Annotated in this window: 17 protein-coding genes; 8 read left to right on the forward strand and 9 right to left on the reverse strand. The window is 65.4% G+C overall.

Annotation, left to right across the window (positions count from 1 at the left end; genetic code table 11):
- Positions 1-7 precede the first annotated feature (7 nt).
- The 7 genes from whiA (at position 8) to NG698_RS02220 (ending at position 5,957) form a co-directional block, all read left to right on the forward strand.
- Positions 8-988 (forward strand): DNA-binding protein WhiA, encoded by a 981-nt coding sequence (gene whiA, locus NG698_RS02190; RefSeq protein WP_252607940.1) that lies wholly within the window; start codon positions 8-10, stop codon positions 986-988.
- Between the two features lie 111 nt (positions 989-1,099).
- On the forward strand, positions 1,100-1,726 hold the full coding sequence (locus tag NG698_RS02195; RefSeq protein ID WP_252598776.1) for a superoxide dismutase: 627 nt from the start codon (positions 1,100-1,102) through the stop codon (positions 1,724-1,726).
- A gap of 264 nt (positions 1,727-1,990) precedes the next feature.
- Complete coding sequence (gene gap, locus NG698_RS02200; protein WP_058932523.1) at positions 1,991-3,001, forward strand: type I glyceraldehyde-3-phosphate dehydrogenase; 1,011 nt, start codon at positions 1,991-1,993, stop codon at positions 2,999-3,001.
- 10 nt (positions 3,002-3,011) lie between these two features.
- The gene (locus NG698_RS02205) at positions 3,012-4,238 is read left to right on the forward strand and encodes a phosphoglycerate kinase (RefSeq protein ID WP_252607941.1); all 1,227 of its coding nucleotides are present in this window, start codon (positions 3,012-3,014) and stop codon (positions 4,236-4,238) included.
- A gap of 87 nt (positions 4,239-4,325) precedes the next feature.
- On the forward strand, positions 4,326-5,141 hold the full coding sequence (tpiA, locus tag NG698_RS02210) for a triose-phosphate isomerase (RefSeq protein ID WP_141140574.1): 816 nt from the start codon (positions 4,326-4,328) through the stop codon (positions 5,139-5,141).
- 51 nt (positions 5,142-5,192) lie between these two features.
- Positions 5,193-5,450 (forward strand): preprotein translocase subunit SecG, encoded by a 258-nt coding sequence (gene secG, locus NG698_RS02215; RefSeq protein WP_252598778.1) that lies wholly within the window; start codon positions 5,193-5,195, stop codon positions 5,448-5,450.
- A 111-nt stretch (positions 5,451-5,561) separates the two neighbouring features.
- A complete protein-coding gene (locus tag NG698_RS02220; RefSeq protein WP_252607942.1) occupies positions 5,562-5,957 on the forward strand; it encodes an RNA polymerase-binding protein RbpA in 396 nt (131 codons plus the stop codon).
- Here NG698_RS02220 and pgl read toward each other — a convergent pair.
- The 6 genes from pgl to tkt are packed head-to-tail and all read right to left on the reverse strand — an operon-like array spanning position 5,910 to position 14,140.
- Positions 5,910-6,728 carry a 6-phosphogluconolactonase gene (gene pgl / locus NG698_RS02225; protein ID WP_056339787.1) on the reverse strand — a complete coding sequence of 273 codons (819 nt, stop codon included), beginning with the start codon at positions 6,726-6,728 and terminating at the stop codon, positions 5,910-5,912. The two genes, NG698_RS02220 and pgl, sit on opposite strands and share 48 nt — an antisense overlap.
- Complete coding sequence (locus tag NG698_RS02230) at positions 6,718-7,659, reverse strand: glucose-6-phosphate dehydrogenase assembly protein OpcA (RefSeq protein WP_252598780.1); 942 nt, start codon at positions 7,657-7,659, stop codon at positions 6,718-6,720. The genes pgl and NG698_RS02230 overlap by 11 nt, the downstream gene beginning before the upstream one ends.
- Positions 7,656-9,227 (reverse strand): glucose-6-phosphate dehydrogenase, encoded by a 1,572-nt coding sequence (zwf, locus tag NG698_RS02235; protein ID WP_252607943.1) that lies wholly within the window; start codon positions 9,225-9,227, stop codon positions 7,656-7,658. Before zwf ends, NG698_RS02230 begins: the two co-directional genes overlap by 4 nt.
- Before the next feature lie 15 nt (positions 9,228-9,242).
- Entirely contained in the window at positions 9,243-10,877 is a 1,635-nt protein-coding gene (locus NG698_RS02240; RefSeq protein WP_252607944.1) for a phosphoglucose isomerase-related protein, read from the reverse strand.
- Positions 10,878-10,883: 6 nt separating this feature from the next.
- A complete protein-coding gene (gene tal, locus NG698_RS02245; RefSeq protein WP_252607945.1) occupies positions 10,884-11,999 on the reverse strand; it encodes a transaldolase in 1,116 nt (371 codons plus the stop codon).
- 23 nt (positions 12,000-12,022) lie between these two features.
- Complete coding sequence (gene tkt / locus NG698_RS02250; RefSeq protein ID WP_252608016.1) at positions 12,023-14,140, reverse strand: transketolase; 2,118 nt, start codon at positions 14,138-14,140, stop codon at positions 12,023-12,025.
- A gap of 510 nt (positions 14,141-14,650) precedes the next feature.
- On the opposite strand from tkt, the gene NG698_RS02255 reads away from it, so the two are divergent.
- A complete protein-coding gene (locus NG698_RS02255) occupies positions 14,651-15,610 on the forward strand; it encodes a heme o synthase (protein ID WP_252598784.1) in 960 nt (319 codons plus the stop codon).
- A 272-nt stretch (positions 15,611-15,882) separates the two neighbouring features.
- On the opposite strand, the gene NG698_RS02260 is transcribed toward NG698_RS02255, so the two are convergent.
- From NG698_RS02260 to NG698_RS02270, 3 genes are read right to left on the reverse strand one after another with little or no spacing between them, the layout of a single operon-like run.
- Entirely contained in the window at positions 15,883-16,827 is a 945-nt protein-coding gene (locus tag NG698_RS02260; protein WP_252607946.1) for a COX15/CtaA family protein, read from the reverse strand.
- Between the two features lie 7 nt (positions 16,828-16,834).
- Positions 16,835-17,605, reverse strand: coding sequence for an ABC transporter permease (locus NG698_RS02265; protein ID WP_252607947.1), 771 nt, complete (start codon positions 17,603-17,605; stop codon positions 16,835-16,837).
- The gene (locus NG698_RS02270) at positions 17,602-18,570 is read right to left on the reverse strand and encodes an ABC transporter ATP-binding protein (protein ID WP_252607948.1); all 969 of its coding nucleotides are present in this window, start codon (positions 18,568-18,570) and stop codon (positions 17,602-17,604) included. The genes NG698_RS02265 and NG698_RS02270 overlap by 4 nt, the downstream gene beginning before the upstream one ends.
- Positions 18,571-18,658: the final 88 nt, after the last annotated feature.

Below are 18,658 nucleotides of genomic sequence, written 5' to 3' on the forward strand. Positions count from 1 at the left end.
AGGTGCCATGGCACTGACATCATCGGTCAAGGAAGAACTGTCCCGTCTGGACATCAAGAAATCTTCAGTCCGCAAGGCAGAGGTCTCGGCAATGCTGCGCTTCGCCGGCGGCCTGCACATCATCTCGGGCAGGATCGTGATCGAAGCCGAGGTTGACCTCGCATCGACGGCGCGCAGGCTCCGGGCGGCCCTTGCTGAGGTTTACGGGCACCAGAGCGAGATCATCGTCGTCTCCGGCGGCGGACTGCGCCGCGGCAGCCGGTACGTGGTGCGGGTAGTCCGCGACGGCGAGTCCCTGGCCCGGCAGACAGGCCTCCTGGACGGCCGCGGCCGGCCGGTGCGGGGGCTTCCCTCGGCCGTCGTTAACGGCTCGGCCGCCGACGCCGAGGCCGTGTGGCGTGGAGCTTTCCTGGCCCACGGGTCCCTCACGGAACCGGGCCGTTCGTCATCGCTTGAGGTCACCTGCCCGGGTCCCGAGTCGGCGCTTGCCCTCGTTGGTGCCGCCCGCCGTCTTGGCATCCAGGCCAAAGCCCGCGAAGTCAGGGGAGTGGACCGTGTGGTGATCCGCGACGGCGACACCATCGCCGCCCTGCTCATCCGCATGGGCGCCCACGACGCCCTGATGGTCTGGGAAGAACGCAGGATGCGCAAGGAAGTCAGGGCCACGGCCAACCGGCTGGCCAACTTTGACGACGCCAACCTGCGGCGCTCCGCCCAGGCGGCCGTGGCCGCCGGAGCCAGGGTTGACCGGGCACTGGAGATCCTGGGTGACGACGTCCCGGACCACCTCAAATACGCCGGCGAACTCCGGGTGGCCCACAAACAGGCGAGCCTGGACGAGCTGGGGCGCCTGGCAGATCCGGTAATGACCAAGGACGCCATCGCCGGCCGCATCCGCCGGCTCCTGGCCATGGCGGATAAGCGGGCCATCGATTTGGGGATCCCTGGCACTGATGCCAATGTGACGCCTGAGATGCTGGACGAGTAGCGGCGCCCCTAGAATCAGAGCGTTCACCCTGATCTTCCGGATGCCAGTCATCCGGATGCACAATCCGAGAGTTACAACCCGGACAGACCGTCCACGACATTGGAGGATTTTGTGACCGAGTACGTACTGCCAGAACTCAGCTACGACTACGCGGCGCTTGAGCCGCACATTTCGGCGCGCATCATGGAGCTGCACCACAGCAAACACCACGCTGCCTACGTTGCAGGTGCCAACAACGCCCTTGCCCAGCTGGCAGAGGCGCGCGACAAGGGCGATTTCGCCAACATCAACCGCCTTTCGAAGGACCTCGCGTTCCACACCGGCGGCCACATCAACCACTCGGTGTTCTGGAACAACCTGTCACCGGACGGCGGCGACAAGCCTGAGGGCGAGCTGGCAGCTGCCATCGACGATGCCTTCGGTTCCTTCGACGCCTTCCGCGCACAGTTCTCCGCGGCTGCCCTTGGCCTGCAGGGATCGGGCTGGGGCTTCCTGGCCTACGAGCCGATCGGTGGCAACCTGGTCATCGAGCAGCTCTACGACCAGCAGGGCAACGTGGCTCTCGGCACCACGCCGCTGCTGATGCTGGACATGTGGGAGCACGCCTTCTACCTGGACTACGTCAACGTCAAGGCTGACTACGTCAAGGCCTTCTGGAACATTGTCAACTGGGCCGATGTCGCCAAGCGCTTCGCTGCTGCACGCACCAACGCCACGGGCCTCATCACCCTGCCGTAGTGACCCGCAGTACATGAGCGTGTAACAAACTTCACATTTCGGCGTGATTTCGGCCGGAATGTGGAAGGTCCGCCCCCGCACTTGCGGGGGCGGACCTACTTAAACGTAAGATGGATCACGGAAGGCGGTCTGCCTTCAGCAATGTGGCTGGTCGCCCTCCGATCTGTTAATCATCTCTGCCCAATGGCGTGCGGGATCTGTTAGTTGGCTTCAATGCCCGCTCAACTAGTTTGTGCTTAATCAAGCACCAAGGAGACTGAACAAGTGACGACCCGTATTGGTATCAACGGCTTCGGCCGCATCGGCCGCAACTACTTCCGCGCAGCCCTCGCACAGGGCGCGGACCTGGAGATCGTTGCCGTCAACGACCTCACCAGCCCTGAGGCACTGGCCCACCTGCTTAAGTACGACTCCGTCGGCGGCCGCCTGAAGGAAACCGTTGAGGTCAAGGACGGCAACATTGTTGTCGACGGCAACGTCATCAAGGTTCTCGCCGAACGCGATCCCGCCAACTTGCCCTGGGGCGAGCTGGGCGTCGACATCGTCATCGAGTCCACCGGCTTCTTCACCAAGGCCGCTGCCGCGCAGAAGCACATCGACGCAGGCGCCAAGAAGGTCCTGATCTCCGCACCTGCCTCCGACGAGGACATCACCATCGTGATGGGCGTCAACGAGGGCCTGTACGACAACGCGGCGCACAACATCATTTCCAACGCGTCCTGCACCACCAACTGCCTGGGCCCGCTGGCCAAGGTCCTCAACGACACCTTCGGCATCGAGCGTGGCCTGATGACCACCATCCACGCCTACACGGCTGACCAGAACCTGCAGGACGGCCCGCACAACGACCTCCGCCGTGCCCGTGCCGCCGCCATCAACATGGTTCCCACCTCCACGGGTGCGGCCAAGGCGATCGGCCTGGTCCTGCCCGAGCTCAAGGGCAAGCTGGACGGCTTCGCCATCCGCGTGCCCGTCCCCACCGGCTCGGCCACCGACCTCACCGTCACGGTCTCCCGCGAGACTACCGTCGAGGAAGTCAACGCGGCGCTGAAGAAGGCTTCGGAGTCCGACGAGTTCCAGGGCATCCTGACCTACACGGACGCACCGATCGTGTCCTCGGACATCGTCGGGGACCCGGCGTCGTCGATCTTCGACTCCGGCCTGACCAAGGTCATCGGCAACCAGGTCAAGGTTGTTTCCTGGTATGACAACGAATGGGGCTACTCCAACCGCCTCGTGGACCTCACGGAGCTCGTCGCAGCCAAGCTGGGCTAGGGTTAGACACATGACATTCCACACCCTCAACGAACTGATCGCTGAAGGTGTCCGCGGGCGGTACATTCTTGTCAGAAGTGACCTGAATGTGCCGCTCGACGGCTCTACAGTGACTGACGACGGCCGCATCAAGGCCTCTCTGCCAGTACTGGGAAAGCTCACGGACGCCGGTGCCCGCGTGCTGGTAACAGCCCACCTCGGACGCCCCAAGGGCGCTCCGGAGGAAAAGTACTCCCTCCGGCCTGCCGTAGCGCGGCTCGTCGAACTTGCCGCCTTCAAGGTCTCGCTCGCGAAGGACACCGTGGGCAGCTCCGCTAAGGAACTCGCCTCCTCCCTTCAGGACGGCGAGGTCCTCGTCCTGGAGAACGTGCGCTTCGACGCCCGGGAGACCAGCAAGGACGACGCCGAACGCGGCGCCTTCGCGGACGAACTGGTGGCCCTGACCGGGGCCAACGGCGCCTACGTTGACGACGCCTTTGGTGCCGTGCACCGCAAGCACGCCAGTGTCTACGACGTCGCCACCCGGCTCCCGTCCTACCAGGGCGATCTTGTGCACACCGAGGTGGAGGTCCTGCGGAAGCTGACAGCTGACACGCAGCGGCCCTACGTGGTGGTGCTCGGCGGCTCCAAGGTCTCCGACAAGCTGGCGGTCATCGACAACCTCATCGGCAAGGCCGACACCATCCTGGTGGGCGGCGGCATGCTCTTCACGTTCCTGGCAGCAGAGGGCCACAGCGTGGCCGGCAGCCTCCTGGAAGAAGACCAGATCCCGGTTGTCCAGGACTACCTGAAACGGGCTGCCGGTGCCGGCACCGAATTCATTGTGCCCACCGACGTTGTGGTGGCCGGTAAGTTCGCGTCCGACGCTGACTACGAGACTGTCCCCGCGGACGGCATCGAGGGCAGCAGCTTCGGTGCCCGGGGCATCGGCCTGGACATCGGACCGGACTCTGCAGCCGCTTTTGCGGACCGCATCAAGGGCGCCAAAACGGTGTTCTGGAACGGGCCCATGGGCGTCTTTGAATTCGAAGCATTCTCCGGCGGAACCCGCGCCGTGGCCCAGGCCCTCACCGAGGTCGACGCGTTCACCGTGGTCGGCGGCGGCGACTCCGCTGCCGCCGTGCGGACGCTCGGCTTCGCTGACGACCAGTTCGGTCACATTTCCACCGGCGGCGGCGCCAGCCTGGAATATCTCGAAGGCAAGGAACTCCCGGGACTCAGCGTCCTGGACCGTTAGGCACCTGGACTGCCAAGTCCTCCGGCTGGCAGGGTGCCCGCGGGCACCCTGCCGGCCGCACACATATCAAGTACTTTTGGAGAACACGTGACTACGTCAACGAACGGCGCTTTTGACCGCACGCCTCTCATTGCAGGCAACTGGAAGATGAACATGGACCATGTCCAGGGCATCACCCTCCTGCAAAAACTGGCCTGGACCCTGTCCGACGCCAAGCACGACTACAACCGGGTTGAGGTGGCCGTCTTCCCGCCATTCACCGACCTCCGCGGCGTGCAGACCCTCGTCCAGGGAGATGAACTGGACATAGCCTACGGCGGCCAGGACCTCTCCCAGTTCGACTCGGGCGCCTACACGGGCGACACCTCCGGCCAGTTCCTGAACAAGCTGGGCTGCCGCTACGTCCTGGTGGGGCACAGTGAACGCCGCACCATCCACCAGGAATCCGACGAAGTGCTCAACGCCAAGGTCAAGGCAGCGTTCAAGCACAGTGTCACTCCGGTCCTTTGCGTGGGGGAAGGCCTGGAAATCCGCCAGGCCGGCACGCATGTCGAGCACACGCTGACACAGCTCCGGGCGAACGTCGCCGGTTTGACGGCCGAGCAGGCGGCAGAGCTTGTGGTGGCCTACGAGCCCGTCTGGGCCATCGGCACCGGTGAAGTGGCCGGGCCGGAGGACGCCCAGGAAATGTGCGCCGCCATCCGCGCGGAACTGGCCACGCTCTTCGGCGATGACGTTGCGGCGAAGATCCGGCTGCTCTACGGCGGCTCGGTCAAGGCCAATAATGTCGCCGCGATCCTGAAGGAACGCGACGTTGACGGCGTGTTGGTCGGCGGGGCAAGCCTCGATCCCGCGGAGTTTGCTAATATTGTCAGGTTCGAGAGTCACCTGGTGACGGACTAGTCCGTCACTCAGCTCCAGGCTCCCGCAATTCCAATCTTCTGAAAGGCCGTCGTGGACGTTCTTCATGTCATTCTGCAGATTCTCCTGGGCATCACCAGCCTTCTGCTGACCCTGCTTATCCTCCTCCACAAGGGCCGGGGTGGCGGGCTGTCGGACATGTTCGGCGGCGGTATGAGTTCCGGCCTCAGCTCCTCCGGCGTGGCCGAGCGGAACCTGAACAGGTTCACGGTGATTCTGGGCGTTACCTGGGGCGTCGTGATCATCGCCCTTGGCCTGTTCATGCGCTTCAGCGGCGCAGGGGACTCATAGCTCCTGCAACTGATCGTCGCCCGGCACTGCCGCGATGGGGAACTCCGAACTAAACTGTGGCTGTTGGCTTCCAACAGCCACAGTTTTGTGTTTAAGCAGCCAGGAGTCCCGATGGTACATAGTGCGTCAGCGTTCCGCGGCACCCGGGTGGGTGTCACAGAAGGAGCCGGTCCCAAGAACCAGTCAGAAGCGGCCTCGGGCGAGAGGGTGCCCCGTATCAGGGTTTCCTTTTGGTGCGCCAAGGGGCATGAGACCCAGCTTGTTTTCCTGCGGTTGCCGGAGGAGCAGCTTCCCACGGTCTGGGACTGCCGGCGCTGCGGGGCTCCGGCATCACGGGACGGCAAGGAAGCCGACCTGCCGGACCCGCTGGACGAAGGCTTCAAGAGCCACCTTGAATACGTTAAAGAACGGCGCTCCGACCAGGACGCCCAAGCTGTCCTGGCCGGAGCGCTGGAAAGGCTACGCGCCGGCGGCGTCCTTCCGGACGAGCTGCTGCGGGACGCGTGACGCTGCGTTTTCGTCGATAAGCCACAGCGTGCGGGATGTTCCCCGCGGGCCTGCCGCCGGTACCTGTACCGGGTTGGCGCCCGCCAGGGCCAGGCCCACCGCGCCGGCCTTGTCCTCGCCCGCCACCACCATCCAGACCTCGGCAGCAGTGTTTATGGCGGGAAGCGTGAGCGAGATCCGCTGGGGCGGCGGCTTGGGGGAATTGCGGACGCCAACGACTGTCCGCTCCTTCTCCCGGATTCCGCCCTGCTCCGGGAAGAGCGAGGCTACGTGGGCGTCCGGGCCAACGCCCAGCAGCACAACGTCCAGCCGCGGCAGTACTCCCGGTTCGTCCGGACGGTCGTCGGACATGTCGGCAGCGTGTTCGGCCTGGGCTGCTTCCCGGAGCCTGCGCGCGTAGTCCTCGGCGGCTTCTTCGGGCGTGTCGAAGTCATCCGAGGAGGCAGGCTGGTTGATCCTTGCAGGATCAACCGGAATGCTCGACAGGAGTGCAGCAAACGCCTGCCTGGTGTTCCGGTCGGGATGGTCCGCGGCAACAAAGCGCTCGTCACCCCACCAAAAGTTCACCTTGGACCAGTCCACGGCCGGCGCTGCCGGCGAATCCGCAACAGCCTTCAGCGTTCCGATGCCTACTGTGCCGCCGGTCAGCACCACCGTGGCCTCACCGTGCTTGTCCTGCACATCCACCAGCTTGGTGATCAGGCGGGCCGCAATGGCGGCCATCAGGACGGACGAATCAGGATGGATGCTAACTCTTGGCTCAACGCTCACTGGGTCGGACGCTCCTTAGATTGGTACGTGGCAGTCCAATAGTAATCACTTCGCCGAACACTTCGTCGGGGTCGAGGCGGCGGAGCTCTTCGGCGAGGCAGTCTTTGAGGCTGCGGCGTGGGAGGGAGATGCGTTGGGCGGGCTGTCCGGGCTGGGTGAGTTCGGCGACGGAGAGTCCGGGGCGGAAGAGCTGGACGTCGCCGGTGTGGCGCGTGAGCCGGACCCGGCGGATACCGGTGCCGGCGGGGTCCGCGACGATGGTCACAGGCGCGTCCAGGGCCAGGGTAAGCCATGCCGCCAGCAGGATGGTGGACGGGGAGTCGGAGGCGCCTTCGACGGCCACGGCGGTCACGGGGGAGGAGTCCACCTGGTCCAGGACTGCCGCGAGCTGGATCCGCCAGTTGGTCAGCCGGGTCCAGGCGAGGTCGGTGTCCCCGGCCTTGTACGTGGCCCGGATGTTCTCCAGCGCGGCCTGGGGATCGGTTTCGTTCGCGGAGTCGGTGATCCGGCGGTGCGCGATCCGGCCCACGGAGGTTTCGCAGGCGTTCTTCGGTGCCCCGTGCGGCCACCAGGCCACGATCGGCGCGTCCGGCAGGAGCAGGGCCGCGACCAGGGATTCGCTTTCGTGGGCGAGCTCGCCGTAGCCGCGGAGCACGATGACCTCGGACGCGCCGGCGTCACCGCCGACCCGGATCTGCGCGTCGAGCCGGTTCGGGGCGGTCGCCCCGGCGTCGGCGAGGACGATGATCCGGCAGGGGTGTTCGCGGCTGGCCTCGTTCGCGGCCTCGATCGCTTCTTCCTCGAGCCCGGACCGGGTGACGACCACCAGGGTCAGGACCCGGCCCAGGGCGATCACGCCGCCCTGCTCGCGCAGGGACATAATCTTCTTGGAGATCTTCGAGGTGGTGGTGTCAGGCAAATCTACAATCATGGCCTTCTCCAGGTTCGTCCGTCACGGGCCAGCAGTTCATCGGCCGAGGCAGGGCCCCAGGACCCCGGAGCGTAGGGCTCCGGCTGCTCTTTGAGTCCGGCCCAGTAGTCTTCAAAGGGGTCCAGGATCTTCCAGGACAGCTCCACCTCCGCGTGCCGCGGGAACAGCGGCGGCTCGCCCAGGAGCACATCGAGGATGAGGCGCTCATAGGCTTCGGGGCTGGACTCGGTAAAGGAATGCCCGTAGCCGAAGTCCATGGTCACGTCCCGGACTTCCATCTGCGTGCCCGGGACCTTGGACCCGAACCGGATCGTCGCACCCTCATCGGGCTGGACCCGGATCACCACGGCATTCTGCCCGAAGTCATCCTCACCATGATCACGGAACAGCAGGTTCGGGGCGCGTTTGAACACCACCGCGATCTCCGTCACCCGCCGGCCCAGGCGCTTGCCCGCACGCAGGTAGAACGGCACACCGGCCCACCGGCGGGTATGGATATCCACCCGGATCGCCGCGAACGTCTCGGTCTTCGAATCCGCCGGGATACCCTCTTCTTCCAGGTAGCCCTGGACCTGTTCCCCGCCCTGCCAGCCGCCGGCGAACTGCCCCCGCGCCGAATGCGTCGACAGATCCTCCGGGAGCTTGACCGCGGCAAGGACCTTTTCCTTCTCCGCCCGCAGATCATCGGCGTTGAAGGAAATGGGCTCCTCCATCGCCGTCAAAGCCAGCAGCTGGAGCAGGTGGTTCTGGATCACGTCGCGGGCAGCGCCCACACCGTCGTAATACCCGGCGCGGCCGCCCGTGCCGATGTCCTCGGCCATCGTGATCTGGACGTGGTCCACATAATTGGCGTTCCACAACGGCTCGAACAACTGGTTCGCGAAACGCAGCGCCAGGATGTTCTGGACCGTTTCCTTACCCAGGTAATGATCGATCCGGAACACCGCATCCGGCGGGAAGACCGACTCCACAATGTCGTTCAGCTGCCGGGCCGAGTCCAGGTCATGCCCGAACGGCTTCTCGATCACCACCCGCCGCCACTTCTCACTCTCAGCCTGCGCGAGGCCGTGCTTGGACAGCTGGCGGCAGACCTGTTCAAACGCCTTCGGCGGGATCGAGAGGTAAAACGCGTGATTGCCCCGCGTTCCGCGCTGCTCATCCAGCTCAGCGATCGTGTCACCCAACCGCTCAAAGGCGTCATCGTCGTCGAACTCGCCCTGGACAAAACGGATACCCTCAGCGAGCTGGTTCCACACCGCCTCATCAAACGGCGTCCGCGAGTACGACTTCACCGACGCCTTCACCTCAGCAGCGAACTCCGCATCACTCCACGGACGGCGGCCGAAACCCACCAACGCGAAACTCGGCGGCAACAGCCCCCGGTTCGCCAGGTCATACACGGCCGGCATGAGCTTCTTACGGGCAAGATCCCCGGTCACCCCGAAGAGCACCAACGACGACGGACCGGCAATCCGATTCAGACGACGGTCACGGGGATCCCGGAGCGGATTCCGCCCTGATCGCCCGGAACGCGTCGCGGAATTCCTGCCGTTTTCAGTTTCTGGCATGTTTGCTGTTGAGCCTTAGTTTTCGGTGACGGAAGATGACCGGGCTGCGAGTGCTGCAATGATCTCCTGCAGCTGTGCAACTCCGGCGGCGCGGTCGGTCAGGTGCAGTCGCAGGACCGGGCGGCCATGGCCGGCCAGGACCTGGGCGTCGCCCGCGGCCTGGGCGGAAATCAGTTCCCCGAACGTGAACGGACGGTCCGGGATGGCCAGGTCTTCCGCAGGAGCGGCCGTGACCTGGAGAAAGACTCCAATGGCGGGTCCGCCCTTGTGGAACTGCCCGGTGGAGTGCAGGAACCGCGGGCCCCAGCCAAACGTGACGGGACGGCCGCTTACGCCGGCAAGCGGGTCGCGGATGCCTTCCAGCTCTGCGAAGGCCAGCCGGTCAAAGTAGGCATGGACGCTGAGGTAGCTGTCGTCGTCGAGCGTTCCAAGGAGGGCGCCGACGGCTTCCTCCGCGGTGGCTGCCCCACGGAGCCAGTCACCGCCGCGGACCTCAACGGCGCCGTCCACGAAGGCGGCAGGGGTCGGTTCGGGCTGGGCATCCAGCAGGCCGCGGGCGGCAACCTTGGCTGCCTCCACGTCCGGCTGGTCATACGGGTTGATGCCCAGGAGGCGCCCGGCCACGGCAGTGGCGAACTCCCACACCATCATCTGGGTGGCCAGGCCGCCCGCGATGGCTACCTCGTTGTCACCGAGTTCGACGTCGGCATCCGCGGCTACCAGCCGCACCACCAGGACGTCCGCGGCGCCGGAGGTGACCTCCGGCGACGTCAGTCCGGCAACCACCGGCAGGACGCCGGTACCGAGCTTGCCGGTGGATTCGGCGATGAGCTGTTCGGCCCAGTCCGCGAAGCCCACAATGCCTGAGCCGTCCTCGGCGATGACAATCTTGTTGCGCAGCGGGTTGGTTCCGCCCAGGGCTGTTCCGAGGGCCAGACCGATGTTCTCGGCGGCGTCCTCGTTCAGGATCTCGGCGGCTTCCTCGGCCTCATCCAGGAAGGCCTGGATATCCACACCGGCCAGGCCCGAGGGGACCAGCCCGAATGCGGTGAGGGCCGAGTAGCGGCCGCCCACGTTCGGATCGGCGTTGAAGACGGCGCGGTAGCCGGCCTCACGCGATGCCTTATCCAGCGGGGAACCGGGATCGGTGACGATGATGATCCGGCTCTTCGCTTCGATGCCGGCCTCGGTGAAGGCGTGCTCGAAGATCCGGCGCTGGGAGTCGGTCTCCAGGGTTGAACCGGACTTGGACGAAACCACAATCGCGGTTTCGGCCAGCCGGTCTGCGAGGGCAGCACGGACCTGGTCGGGGTCGGTGCTGTCCAGCACTGTCAGCTCGACGCCAGCGGTGCCGGCGATGACCTCGGGAGCCAGCGAAGATCCGCCCATGCCGCAAAGCACGATGCGGGTCACGCCGTCAGCCTTGAGGGCATCACGGAGCTCGAGGATGCCGGCCACAAGGGCCTGTGAGACGGTGGCCGCCTCCACCCAGCCGAGGCGGACAGCGGACTCGGCCTCGGCGTCGGGACCCCACAGGGTGTGGTCCTTGGCGAAGATCCGGGTGGCGATGCGGTCCGCCACGAGGGCGGGCAGGTGCTGCTCGAGTGCCTGCTGCGCGGCACCGGTGGCGTCGTAGCTGAGAGTGCTCATAGTGGGTTAGGAGGCCTTCCGTGCGGCGGCAAGGGCACCTTCGACGTCGCCCAGGAGTTCATTCCAGCTGGCCACGAACTTGTCCAGGCCTTCGGATTCGAGGAGGGCGACAACCTCGTTGTAGGAGATGCCCAGTGCGTCCAGCGCGTCCAGCGTGGCGTTGGCCTCGGTGTACGTGCCGGAGACGGTGTCGCCGGTGACGACGCCGTGGTCGAACGTGGCATCGAGGGTCTTCTCCGGCATGGTGTTCACGACGCCGGGGGCGGCCAGTTCGGTCACGTACAGGGTGTCCGGGTAAGCCGGGTCCTTGACGCCGGTGGAGGCCCACAGCGGACGCTGGGGGAGGGCGCCGGCTTCAGCCAGCAGTGCCCAGCGTTCGGTGGCGAAGAGCTCCTCGTAGACCTGGTAGGCCAAGCGTGCGTTGGCCACGCCTGCCCTGCCCTTGAGGGCCTTGGCCTCGTCGGTGCCGATGACGTCAAGGCGCTTGTCGATTTCGGAGTCCACGCGGGACACGAAGAACGACGCGACCGAGTGGATCTTGGACATGTCGTGGCCGTTGTCCTTGGCCTGCTCCAGGCCTGACTGGAAGGCGTTGATGACTGCGCGGTAGCGCTCGAGCGAGAAGATCAGGGTCACGTTGACGCTGATGCCCTCGGCCAGCGTCGCGGTGATCGCTTCGAGGCCTTCGAGCGTGGCCGGGATCTTGATGTGGACGTTGTCCTTGTTGACCTTCTTGTACAGGTGCTTGGCTTCGGCAATGGTGCCGGCAGTGTCCCAGGCAAGGCGCGGGTCAACTTCGATGGACACGCGGCCGTCAACACCGTTGGTGGCTGCTGCCACCGGTGCGAAGAGGTCGCAGGCGTCGGCGACGTCGGTGGTGGTGATTTCGAAGATGGTCTCCTCGACGCTGGCGCCGGCTGCTGCCTGCGCCGCGATGATGGCGTCGTAGTCCGTGCCGGCCGTGATGGCGGCGTGGAAGATGGACGGGTTGGTGGTCACACCAACAACGTTCTTCTCTTCGATCAGCTTCTGCAGCGTGCCGGTCTCAAGGCGGCTGCGGGAAAGGTCATCGAGCCAGATGGATACTCCGGCGTCGGAGAGCTGCTGTGTAGGGGTAGTCATGGTGATATCTCCTAAAATCTGGTTCAGGCCTGCAGGCCAGCGAGGGAGTCCTTGGCAGCGGCGGCGACAGCCACCGCGGTGATGCCGAACTCCTGGAAAAGGCGCTTGTAGTCGGCGGAAGCGCCATAGTGCTCGAGCGAGATGGAACGTCCGGCGTCGCCGACGAATTCCCTCCAGCCCAGGGCCAGCCCGGCCTCGACGGAGACCCGGGCCTTGACGGCAGCGGGGAGCACGGACTCGCGGTAAGCGGCGTCCTGCTTGTTGAACCACTCCACGCACGGCATGGAGACGACTCGGGCAGCGATGCCTTCAGCCTGGAGGGCTTCGCGGGCCTGGACGGCCAGCTGGACCTCGGAGCCGGTGCCGATCAGGATCACGTCGGCGGGCACGGTGGCGCCGTCCTTGGAAGCTTCAGCCAGGACGTAGCCACCCTTGGCCACACCGGAAACGGAACCGAACGTGTCGCCGTCGGCTTCGCCTTCACCGCGGGCATAGGTGGGGATGTTCTGGCGGGTCAGGACAATGCCGGCAGGGTTCTCGTGGTTCTCCAGCATGGTCTTCCATGCCACCGCGACCTCGTTGGCATCGCCGGGGCGGACCACGTCCAGGCCCACGATGGCGCGCAGGGAAGCGAGCTGTTCCACCGGCTGGTGGGTGGGGCCGTCTTCGCCCAGGCCGATGGAGTCGTGCGTCCAGACATACAGGGACGGAACACCCATCAGGGCGCCGAGCCGGATGGCGGGCCGCTGGTAGTCGCTGAAGATCAGGAACGTGCCGGAGAACGCGCGGGTCCGGCCGTGCAGGGCAATGCCGTTCACGATCGATGCCGCGGCGTGCTCACGGATACCGAAGTGCAGGACCCGGCCGTAGGGGTTGCCGGACCAGGTATCGGTCTGCTTGGAGGCGGGCACGAACGACGGCGAGCCTTCGATGGTGGTGTTGTTGGACTCGGCGAGGTCGGCGGAGCCGCCCCAGAGTTCCGGCATGACCGGTCCGAGTGCGTTCAGGACCTTGCCGGAAGCGGCGCGGGTGGAGACGTCCTTGCCGGCCGGGAAGACCGGAAGCGCGGCGTCCAGGCCGTCGGGCAGTTCGCGGGCCTCGATGCGCTGCAGGAGTGCAGAGCCTTCGGGGTTGGCGGCCTGCCAGGCGTTGAAGGACTCTTCCCATTCCTTCTTGGCAGCGGCGCCGCGGTCCACGACGGAGCGGGCGTGGGCCAGGACTTCCTGGTCAACGTCGAAGGACTTGGCGGGGTCGAAGCCCAGGACGGACTTCAGGCCTGCGACTTCCTCTGCGCCCAGGGCTGAACCGTGGATCTTGCCCGTGTTCTGCTTCTTGGGCGCCGGGTAGCCGATGATGGTGCGCAGCGAGATGATGGACGGCTTGGACGTCTCGGCCTTCGCGGCGAGCAGCGCGGAGTAGAGCTCCTGGACGTCTTCGACGTATTCGCCTGTCTCGGTCCAGTCGACGCGCTGGGTGTGCCAGCCGTAGGCCTCGTAGCGCTTGAGCACATCCTCGGTGAAGGAGATGTCGGTGTCATCCTCGATGGAGATGTGGTTCTCATCGTAGACAACTACAAGGTTGCCCAGTTCCTGGTGGCCGGCCAGCGAGGACGCCTCGGACGTCACGCCTTCCTGCAGGTCCCCGTCGGAGGCGATAACCCAGATGGTGTGGTCGAAGGGGCTTTCGCCGGCCGCAGCATCGGCGTCGAACAGGCCGCGCATCCGGCGCTGGGAGTACGCGAACCCGACCGACGAGGCCAGGCCCTGGCCCAGCGGCCCGGTGGTGATCTCCACACCGGCAGTGTGCTTGTACTCCGGGTGGCCCGGCGTCAGGGAATCCCAAGTGCGAAGCGCCTCAAGGTCCTTCAGTTCCAGGCCGTAGCCCGACAGGAACAGTTGGATGTAAAGGGTCAGCGACGTGTGGCCGGGAGACAGGATGAAACGGTCGCGTCCCAGCCAGTCCGGGTTGCGCGGGTCGTGGCGCATCAGCTTCTGGAAGAGAAGGTAGGCGGCGGGCGCCAGGCTCATGGCCGTGCCCGGGTGGCCGTTACCGACCTTCTCGACGGCATCCGCAGCCAGAACGCGGATGGTGTCCACCGCGCGCTGGTCCAAGCTGGTCCATGACAGTTCTTGCTCTTCCAAATGTGGCACGAAAACCGGGCCCCTCTCTGTGCTGATGGTGGGCGGTACGCGGGATCCGTTTCGGGGCACGCTATGGTGCCCGCTGCGGTGTGTACCAGCCGTTCACCATCGAAACGTTGATCTATCATTCAGCAGGGCTATGGGAACGCGTTATCCAACGCTTTTCTGCCGCTTGCTGATCTGGTGACAGCTTAGCTCGATTCCACTCTGCGGTCAGTGCAAATCTCACCTTTTGGACGCAATTTCCCCTTATGTGAATCGCCATTTCGTGAGGTTGAGTTAATCTGCTCGAATCACCCTGCGCGCAATCATCAGGGCCTAATCAGGGGGCATCTGTTACAAATGCGCACGGTATGATATTTGGAGGCCGACACCGGTAGCCGAGCCCTTTAGGGGCGGCTGGGGAGCCGGGGCGTTGCCGGGACCTCTTCTGATGACCATTGGCGGGCTGCCCGGCGAACGGCCGCAAGACACAGCTGCACCGCCAGACAGAACTGCCAACCAGAACGGGTGACTGCCACCGTGAGCACAACAGATACGCCGCTTAATGCTTCCCGCACCAGAGGGGGAGCCGGGTTCGCCCGTAAGGCCAAGGCGTATTTCGCCCTCACCAAGCCGCGTGTCATTGAGTTGCTGCTGGTCAGCACCCTGCCCACCATGATCTACGCCGAGCGCGGCTTCCCGCCGATCGGTCTGATCCTGGCCACGCTGGTCGGCGGCGCGTTTGCTGCCGGCAGTGCCGGTGCCTTCAACTGCTACCTTGACCGCGACATCGACAAACTGATGCACCGGACCGAGAACCGTCCGCTCGTCACTGGCGAGGTGACGCCGCGCGAGGCGCTGGTGTTCTCCTGGCTGCTCGGGGCAGCCGCCATTGTTATTCTCTGGTTCGGCGCCAACCCATTGGCCGCGTGGCTCGGGTTGGCCGCAATTTTCTTCTATGTAGTCATCTACACCATCATCCTCAAGCGCCGCACCGCACAGAACATTGTGTGGGGTGGAGCTGCGGGCTGCTTCCCGGTGCTGATTGCATGGGCCGCCGTGACCAATACCGTCGAATGGCCGGCCGTCATCCTGTTTATGGTCATCTTCCTCTGGACGCCGCCGCACTACTGGCCGCTTTCCATGCGTTACGGCGAGGACTACCGCAACGCGAACGTGCCCATGCTTGGGGCAATTGCAGGCGCCAAGGTGGTTTCCGTCCAGGTGGTCCTCTACGCCTGGGCCATGGTGGCCTGCTCGCTGCTGATGGTCCCCGCCGGTGGCGCGGGCTGGGTCTACACGGCCACGGCAGTGTTGGCGGGTGCCTGGTTCCTGTCCGAGTCGCACTCCCTGTACAACCGGGCGCAGCGCGAGGACATCTCGGACAAGCGCGCCATGAAGGTCTTCCACGGCTCCATCAGTTACCTGACGCTGTTGTTCATCGCATTGGCCGTGGATCCGTTCGTTGGATCAGCGATCATCGGTTAACAGCACCCCCACCCAACGCTCTCTCACTTAACGTGGGTTTTTTACCGATCCTCTATCAGTACCTGCAGCTTTCTTAGCGACCCTCTCTCACCAACGGTGAAGGAGGGTCGCTTTTGTGTCTCCAGGAGGTAAGGGAAGATCCTGCGAACCACCGCAGGGAATGAGAGAGGGTCTGCCGATTCCATGCATTAAATGAGAGAGCGTCCTTACATGCGGGGCGCCACGGTTCGTCGCGAACCGTGGCACTCCGTCGGGGCAAAAAGCGGTGGAGGTTACGTGACCGGGCTCGAACGGGCGAGGTCGGCGGAGTTTGTTGCCGCGCTCATCAGCAGCGCCGCCCCCAGCATGTGGGCGCCCACCAGCAAGGCGGGGATGCCGTTGTAGTACTGGGTGAAGCCGATGACGGCCTGCAGCAGGGTCACGGCAAGCAGCAACAGGACGGACGTGCGGAACGGGCCATGGATCCGGCGGACAATCACCAGCACCAGTGCGAACAGTGTTCCGGCCGTGATCACATACGCCGGAACGGCATGGATGTGGGAGAACAGGTCCCAGTCCAGGCCGTTGCGGGGAGCATCGGCGTCACCGGCGTGGGGACCGGAGCCGGTCACCACTACGCCGAGCATTACGGCGAGGGCGGAGAAAAGCCCGACGGCGGCAGTCACCGGACGCATGACGCCCGGCAACGCGGGGAGCTGGACGCTGGCGTGGCGGCCAGTCCTGCTGTAGGCCCGGTTGACGAGCAGCGTGGCAATCACCACAAGGGCCATGGAAACGAGGAAGTGCAGGCCCACCACCCACGGATTGAGGTTGGTCAGCACGGTGATGCCACCGATCACCGCCTGTGCCGGGATGCTGGCCAGCAGGCCCAGCGCCAGCAGGAAGAGGTCCCGGCGCTCCTTGCGAAGGTTCCACAAGTACACAAGCATGGCCAGCGCAACCGCCGCCAGGGCAAACGTCAGGAGCCGGTTGCCGAACTCAATGAAGCCGTGGATCCCCATTTCGGCCGTGTTGACCAAAGAGGTCTCGGTGCAGCGCGGCCAGGTGGGGCAGCCGAGGCCGGATGCAGTCAGCCGCACCGCGCCGCCGGTCACCACTAGCAGCGTCTGGCCAACCAGGGACGCCACCGCGAGGCGGCGGACACTGGCGTCCACGGTTCGGGGCAGCCTCGCGATAAGGCGGCCGGCGATCTGGGGGAGGCGTGAAGCCGTGCTCACGGATATCTCAATTCCACTTGAACCAACGGATGGCTGCTGCTCCGGCAAGAACCGTCCAGAGCAGCAGGATAAGCGCGGCGCCGCCGTTCAACGAGCCGTGCAGGAAAGCTTCGCGCATGGCCTCGCCGAGTGCGCCGGAGGGCAGGTAGTGGACCGCTCCCTGCGCCAGTGCGGGCAGCCGTTCCGCGGGAATGACTATCCCGCCCAGGGCGCCCAGCAGGATCCACAGCAGATTGGTGATGGCAAGGGTTGCCTCGGGCCGGACTGTGCCTGCCACCAGGAGCCCCAACGCGGTGAACGCCACGGCGCCCAGGGCCAGCAGCGACAGCCCAGGGAGCCAGCCGGAGGCAGGCGGCTGCCAGCCCAACGGAAGCGCCACCAGCGTCACCACTGCCACCTGGAGGCAGAGCACCGCGAGGACCGCCAGCACCTTACCCGCGATGAGGCCTTCGCGGCCCAGGGGTGTGGTGGACAGGAACCGGAGAACACCGTACCGCCGGTCAAAGCCGGTGGCGATGCCCTGCCCGGTGAAGGCCGTGGACATGGCGCACAATGCCAGGATGCCGGGGACGGCCACATTGATGCGGCTGGCTCCGAAACCGTCCAGGAAAGGAGTGACGGTGAGCCCAATCAGCGCCAGAAGCGGCAGGACGACTGCAAGGATCAGCTGCTCGCCGTTCCGGAGCATCGTCAGTGATTCGTACTTACCCTGCAGCAGGATACGGCGCAGCAGCGTGGCTGGTGCTCCCTGGGCGGCGGTGGCTGCGGGAGCCGTCATCGGATGTCCTTTCCCGAGATGTCCAGGAAGACATCTTCCAGGCTTCGTGCCGCCAGGCTCATGGAACCGGGCATCACGCCGTGGGCTGCCCACCAGGCGGTCAACGACGCGAGATCGCGGGGTGTCAGTGCACCCGAGGCCACGTAGCTTCCGGCCCGTGTTTCAGAGACGGCGATGGCATCGGGCAGCACGCCGGTGAAATCCAGCCCCGGGGGAGCCTCGAACACCAGGGTGCGGACGTGGTCGGTGCCGGCCTCCACAGCCGGGTCCCGCTGCAGCAGCTGGGAAACTGTTCCCTCGGCGACGTTCCTGCCGGCGTCGATGATGTACACGTAGTCCGCCAGCCGCTGGGCGTCGTCCATCAGGTGTGTTGTCAGGATGATGCCCATCCCGGCCGCCCGCAGTTCCGAGATCAGCTCGAAGACCAGTTGCCGGGACTGGGGATCCAGGCCGGCGCTGGGCTCGTCCAGGAAAAGGACTTCCGGATTGCCGATCAGTGCTGCGGCGAGGGCCAGACGCTGCTTCTGCCCACCGGAGAGTCTGCGCACGCTGGTCCTGGCGAAAGTATCAAGGCCGAGCCGTTCCACCAGTTCGTCAACTGAGCGGGGCCGCGCGTACATTCCGGCGATGTGCCGCAGAAGCGGGATGGGACGGGCCGACGGCGGGAGGCCGCCGTCCTGAAGCATGACGCCTACGCGGGACCGCAGGTCTGCGCCGGAACGGCCCGGATCCTGGCCGAGCAGCGAGATGCTGCCGCCGCTGCGCTTCTGCAGGCCCTGGGCGCATTCGATGGTGGTGGTCTTTCCGGCTCCATTGGCGCCCAGGAGGGCCGTGACCTGGCCGCGTTCGGCCATAAGGGATACGCCGTTGACCACCCGGAGCATTTTTCCGTCCAGGCTGGCCAGCGGACCAACATCCTTAATTAACCCGCTGATGGACAGAACCGGGGATTCGGGGGATCGCACCCCAGCATTCTACGCGATGTAGTACTGGCGGCCCTGCAGTGGACCCGGGCCGCAGGTCAGCCTGACCTTACTAGTACGGGGGAGTAAA

The organism is Pseudarthrobacter raffinosi, assembly GCF_023913735.1.
GTDB lineage: Bacteria > Actinomycetota > Actinomycetes > Actinomycetales > Micrococcaceae > Arthrobacter > Arthrobacter raffinosi.

Bases quoted from the DNA above. Each gene is read 5' to 3' on its own strand.
- whiA (WP_252607940.1), top strand. From the start codon at position 8: ATGGCACTGACATCATCGGTCAAGGAAGAACTGTCCCGTCTGGACATC.
- NG698_RS02205 (WP_252607941.1), top strand. From the start codon at position 3,012: ATGACATTCCACACCCTCAACGAACTGATCGCTGAAGGTGTCCGCGGG.
- NG698_RS02220 (WP_252607942.1), top strand. From the start codon at position 5,562: ATGGTACATAGTGCGTCAGCGTTCCGCGGCACCCGGGTGGGTGTCACA.
- NG698_RS02230 (WP_252598780.1), bottom strand. From the start codon at position 7,659: ATGATTGTAGATTTGCCTGACACCACCACCTCGAAGATCTCCAAGAAG.
- zwf (WP_252607943.1), bottom strand. From the start codon at position 9,227: ATGCCAGAAACTGAAAACGGCAGGAATTCCGCGACGCGTTCCGGGCGA.
- NG698_RS02240 (WP_252607944.1), bottom strand. From the start codon at position 10,877: ATGAGCACTCTCAGCTACGACGCCACCGGTGCCGCGCAGCAGGCACTC.
- tal (WP_252607945.1), bottom strand. From the start codon at position 11,999: ATGACTACCCCTACACAGCAGCTCTCCGACGCCGGAGTATCCATCTGG.
- NG698_RS02265 (WP_252607947.1), bottom strand. From the start codon at position 17,605: ATGACGGCTCCCGCAGCCACCGCCGCCCAGGGAGCACCAGCCACGCTG.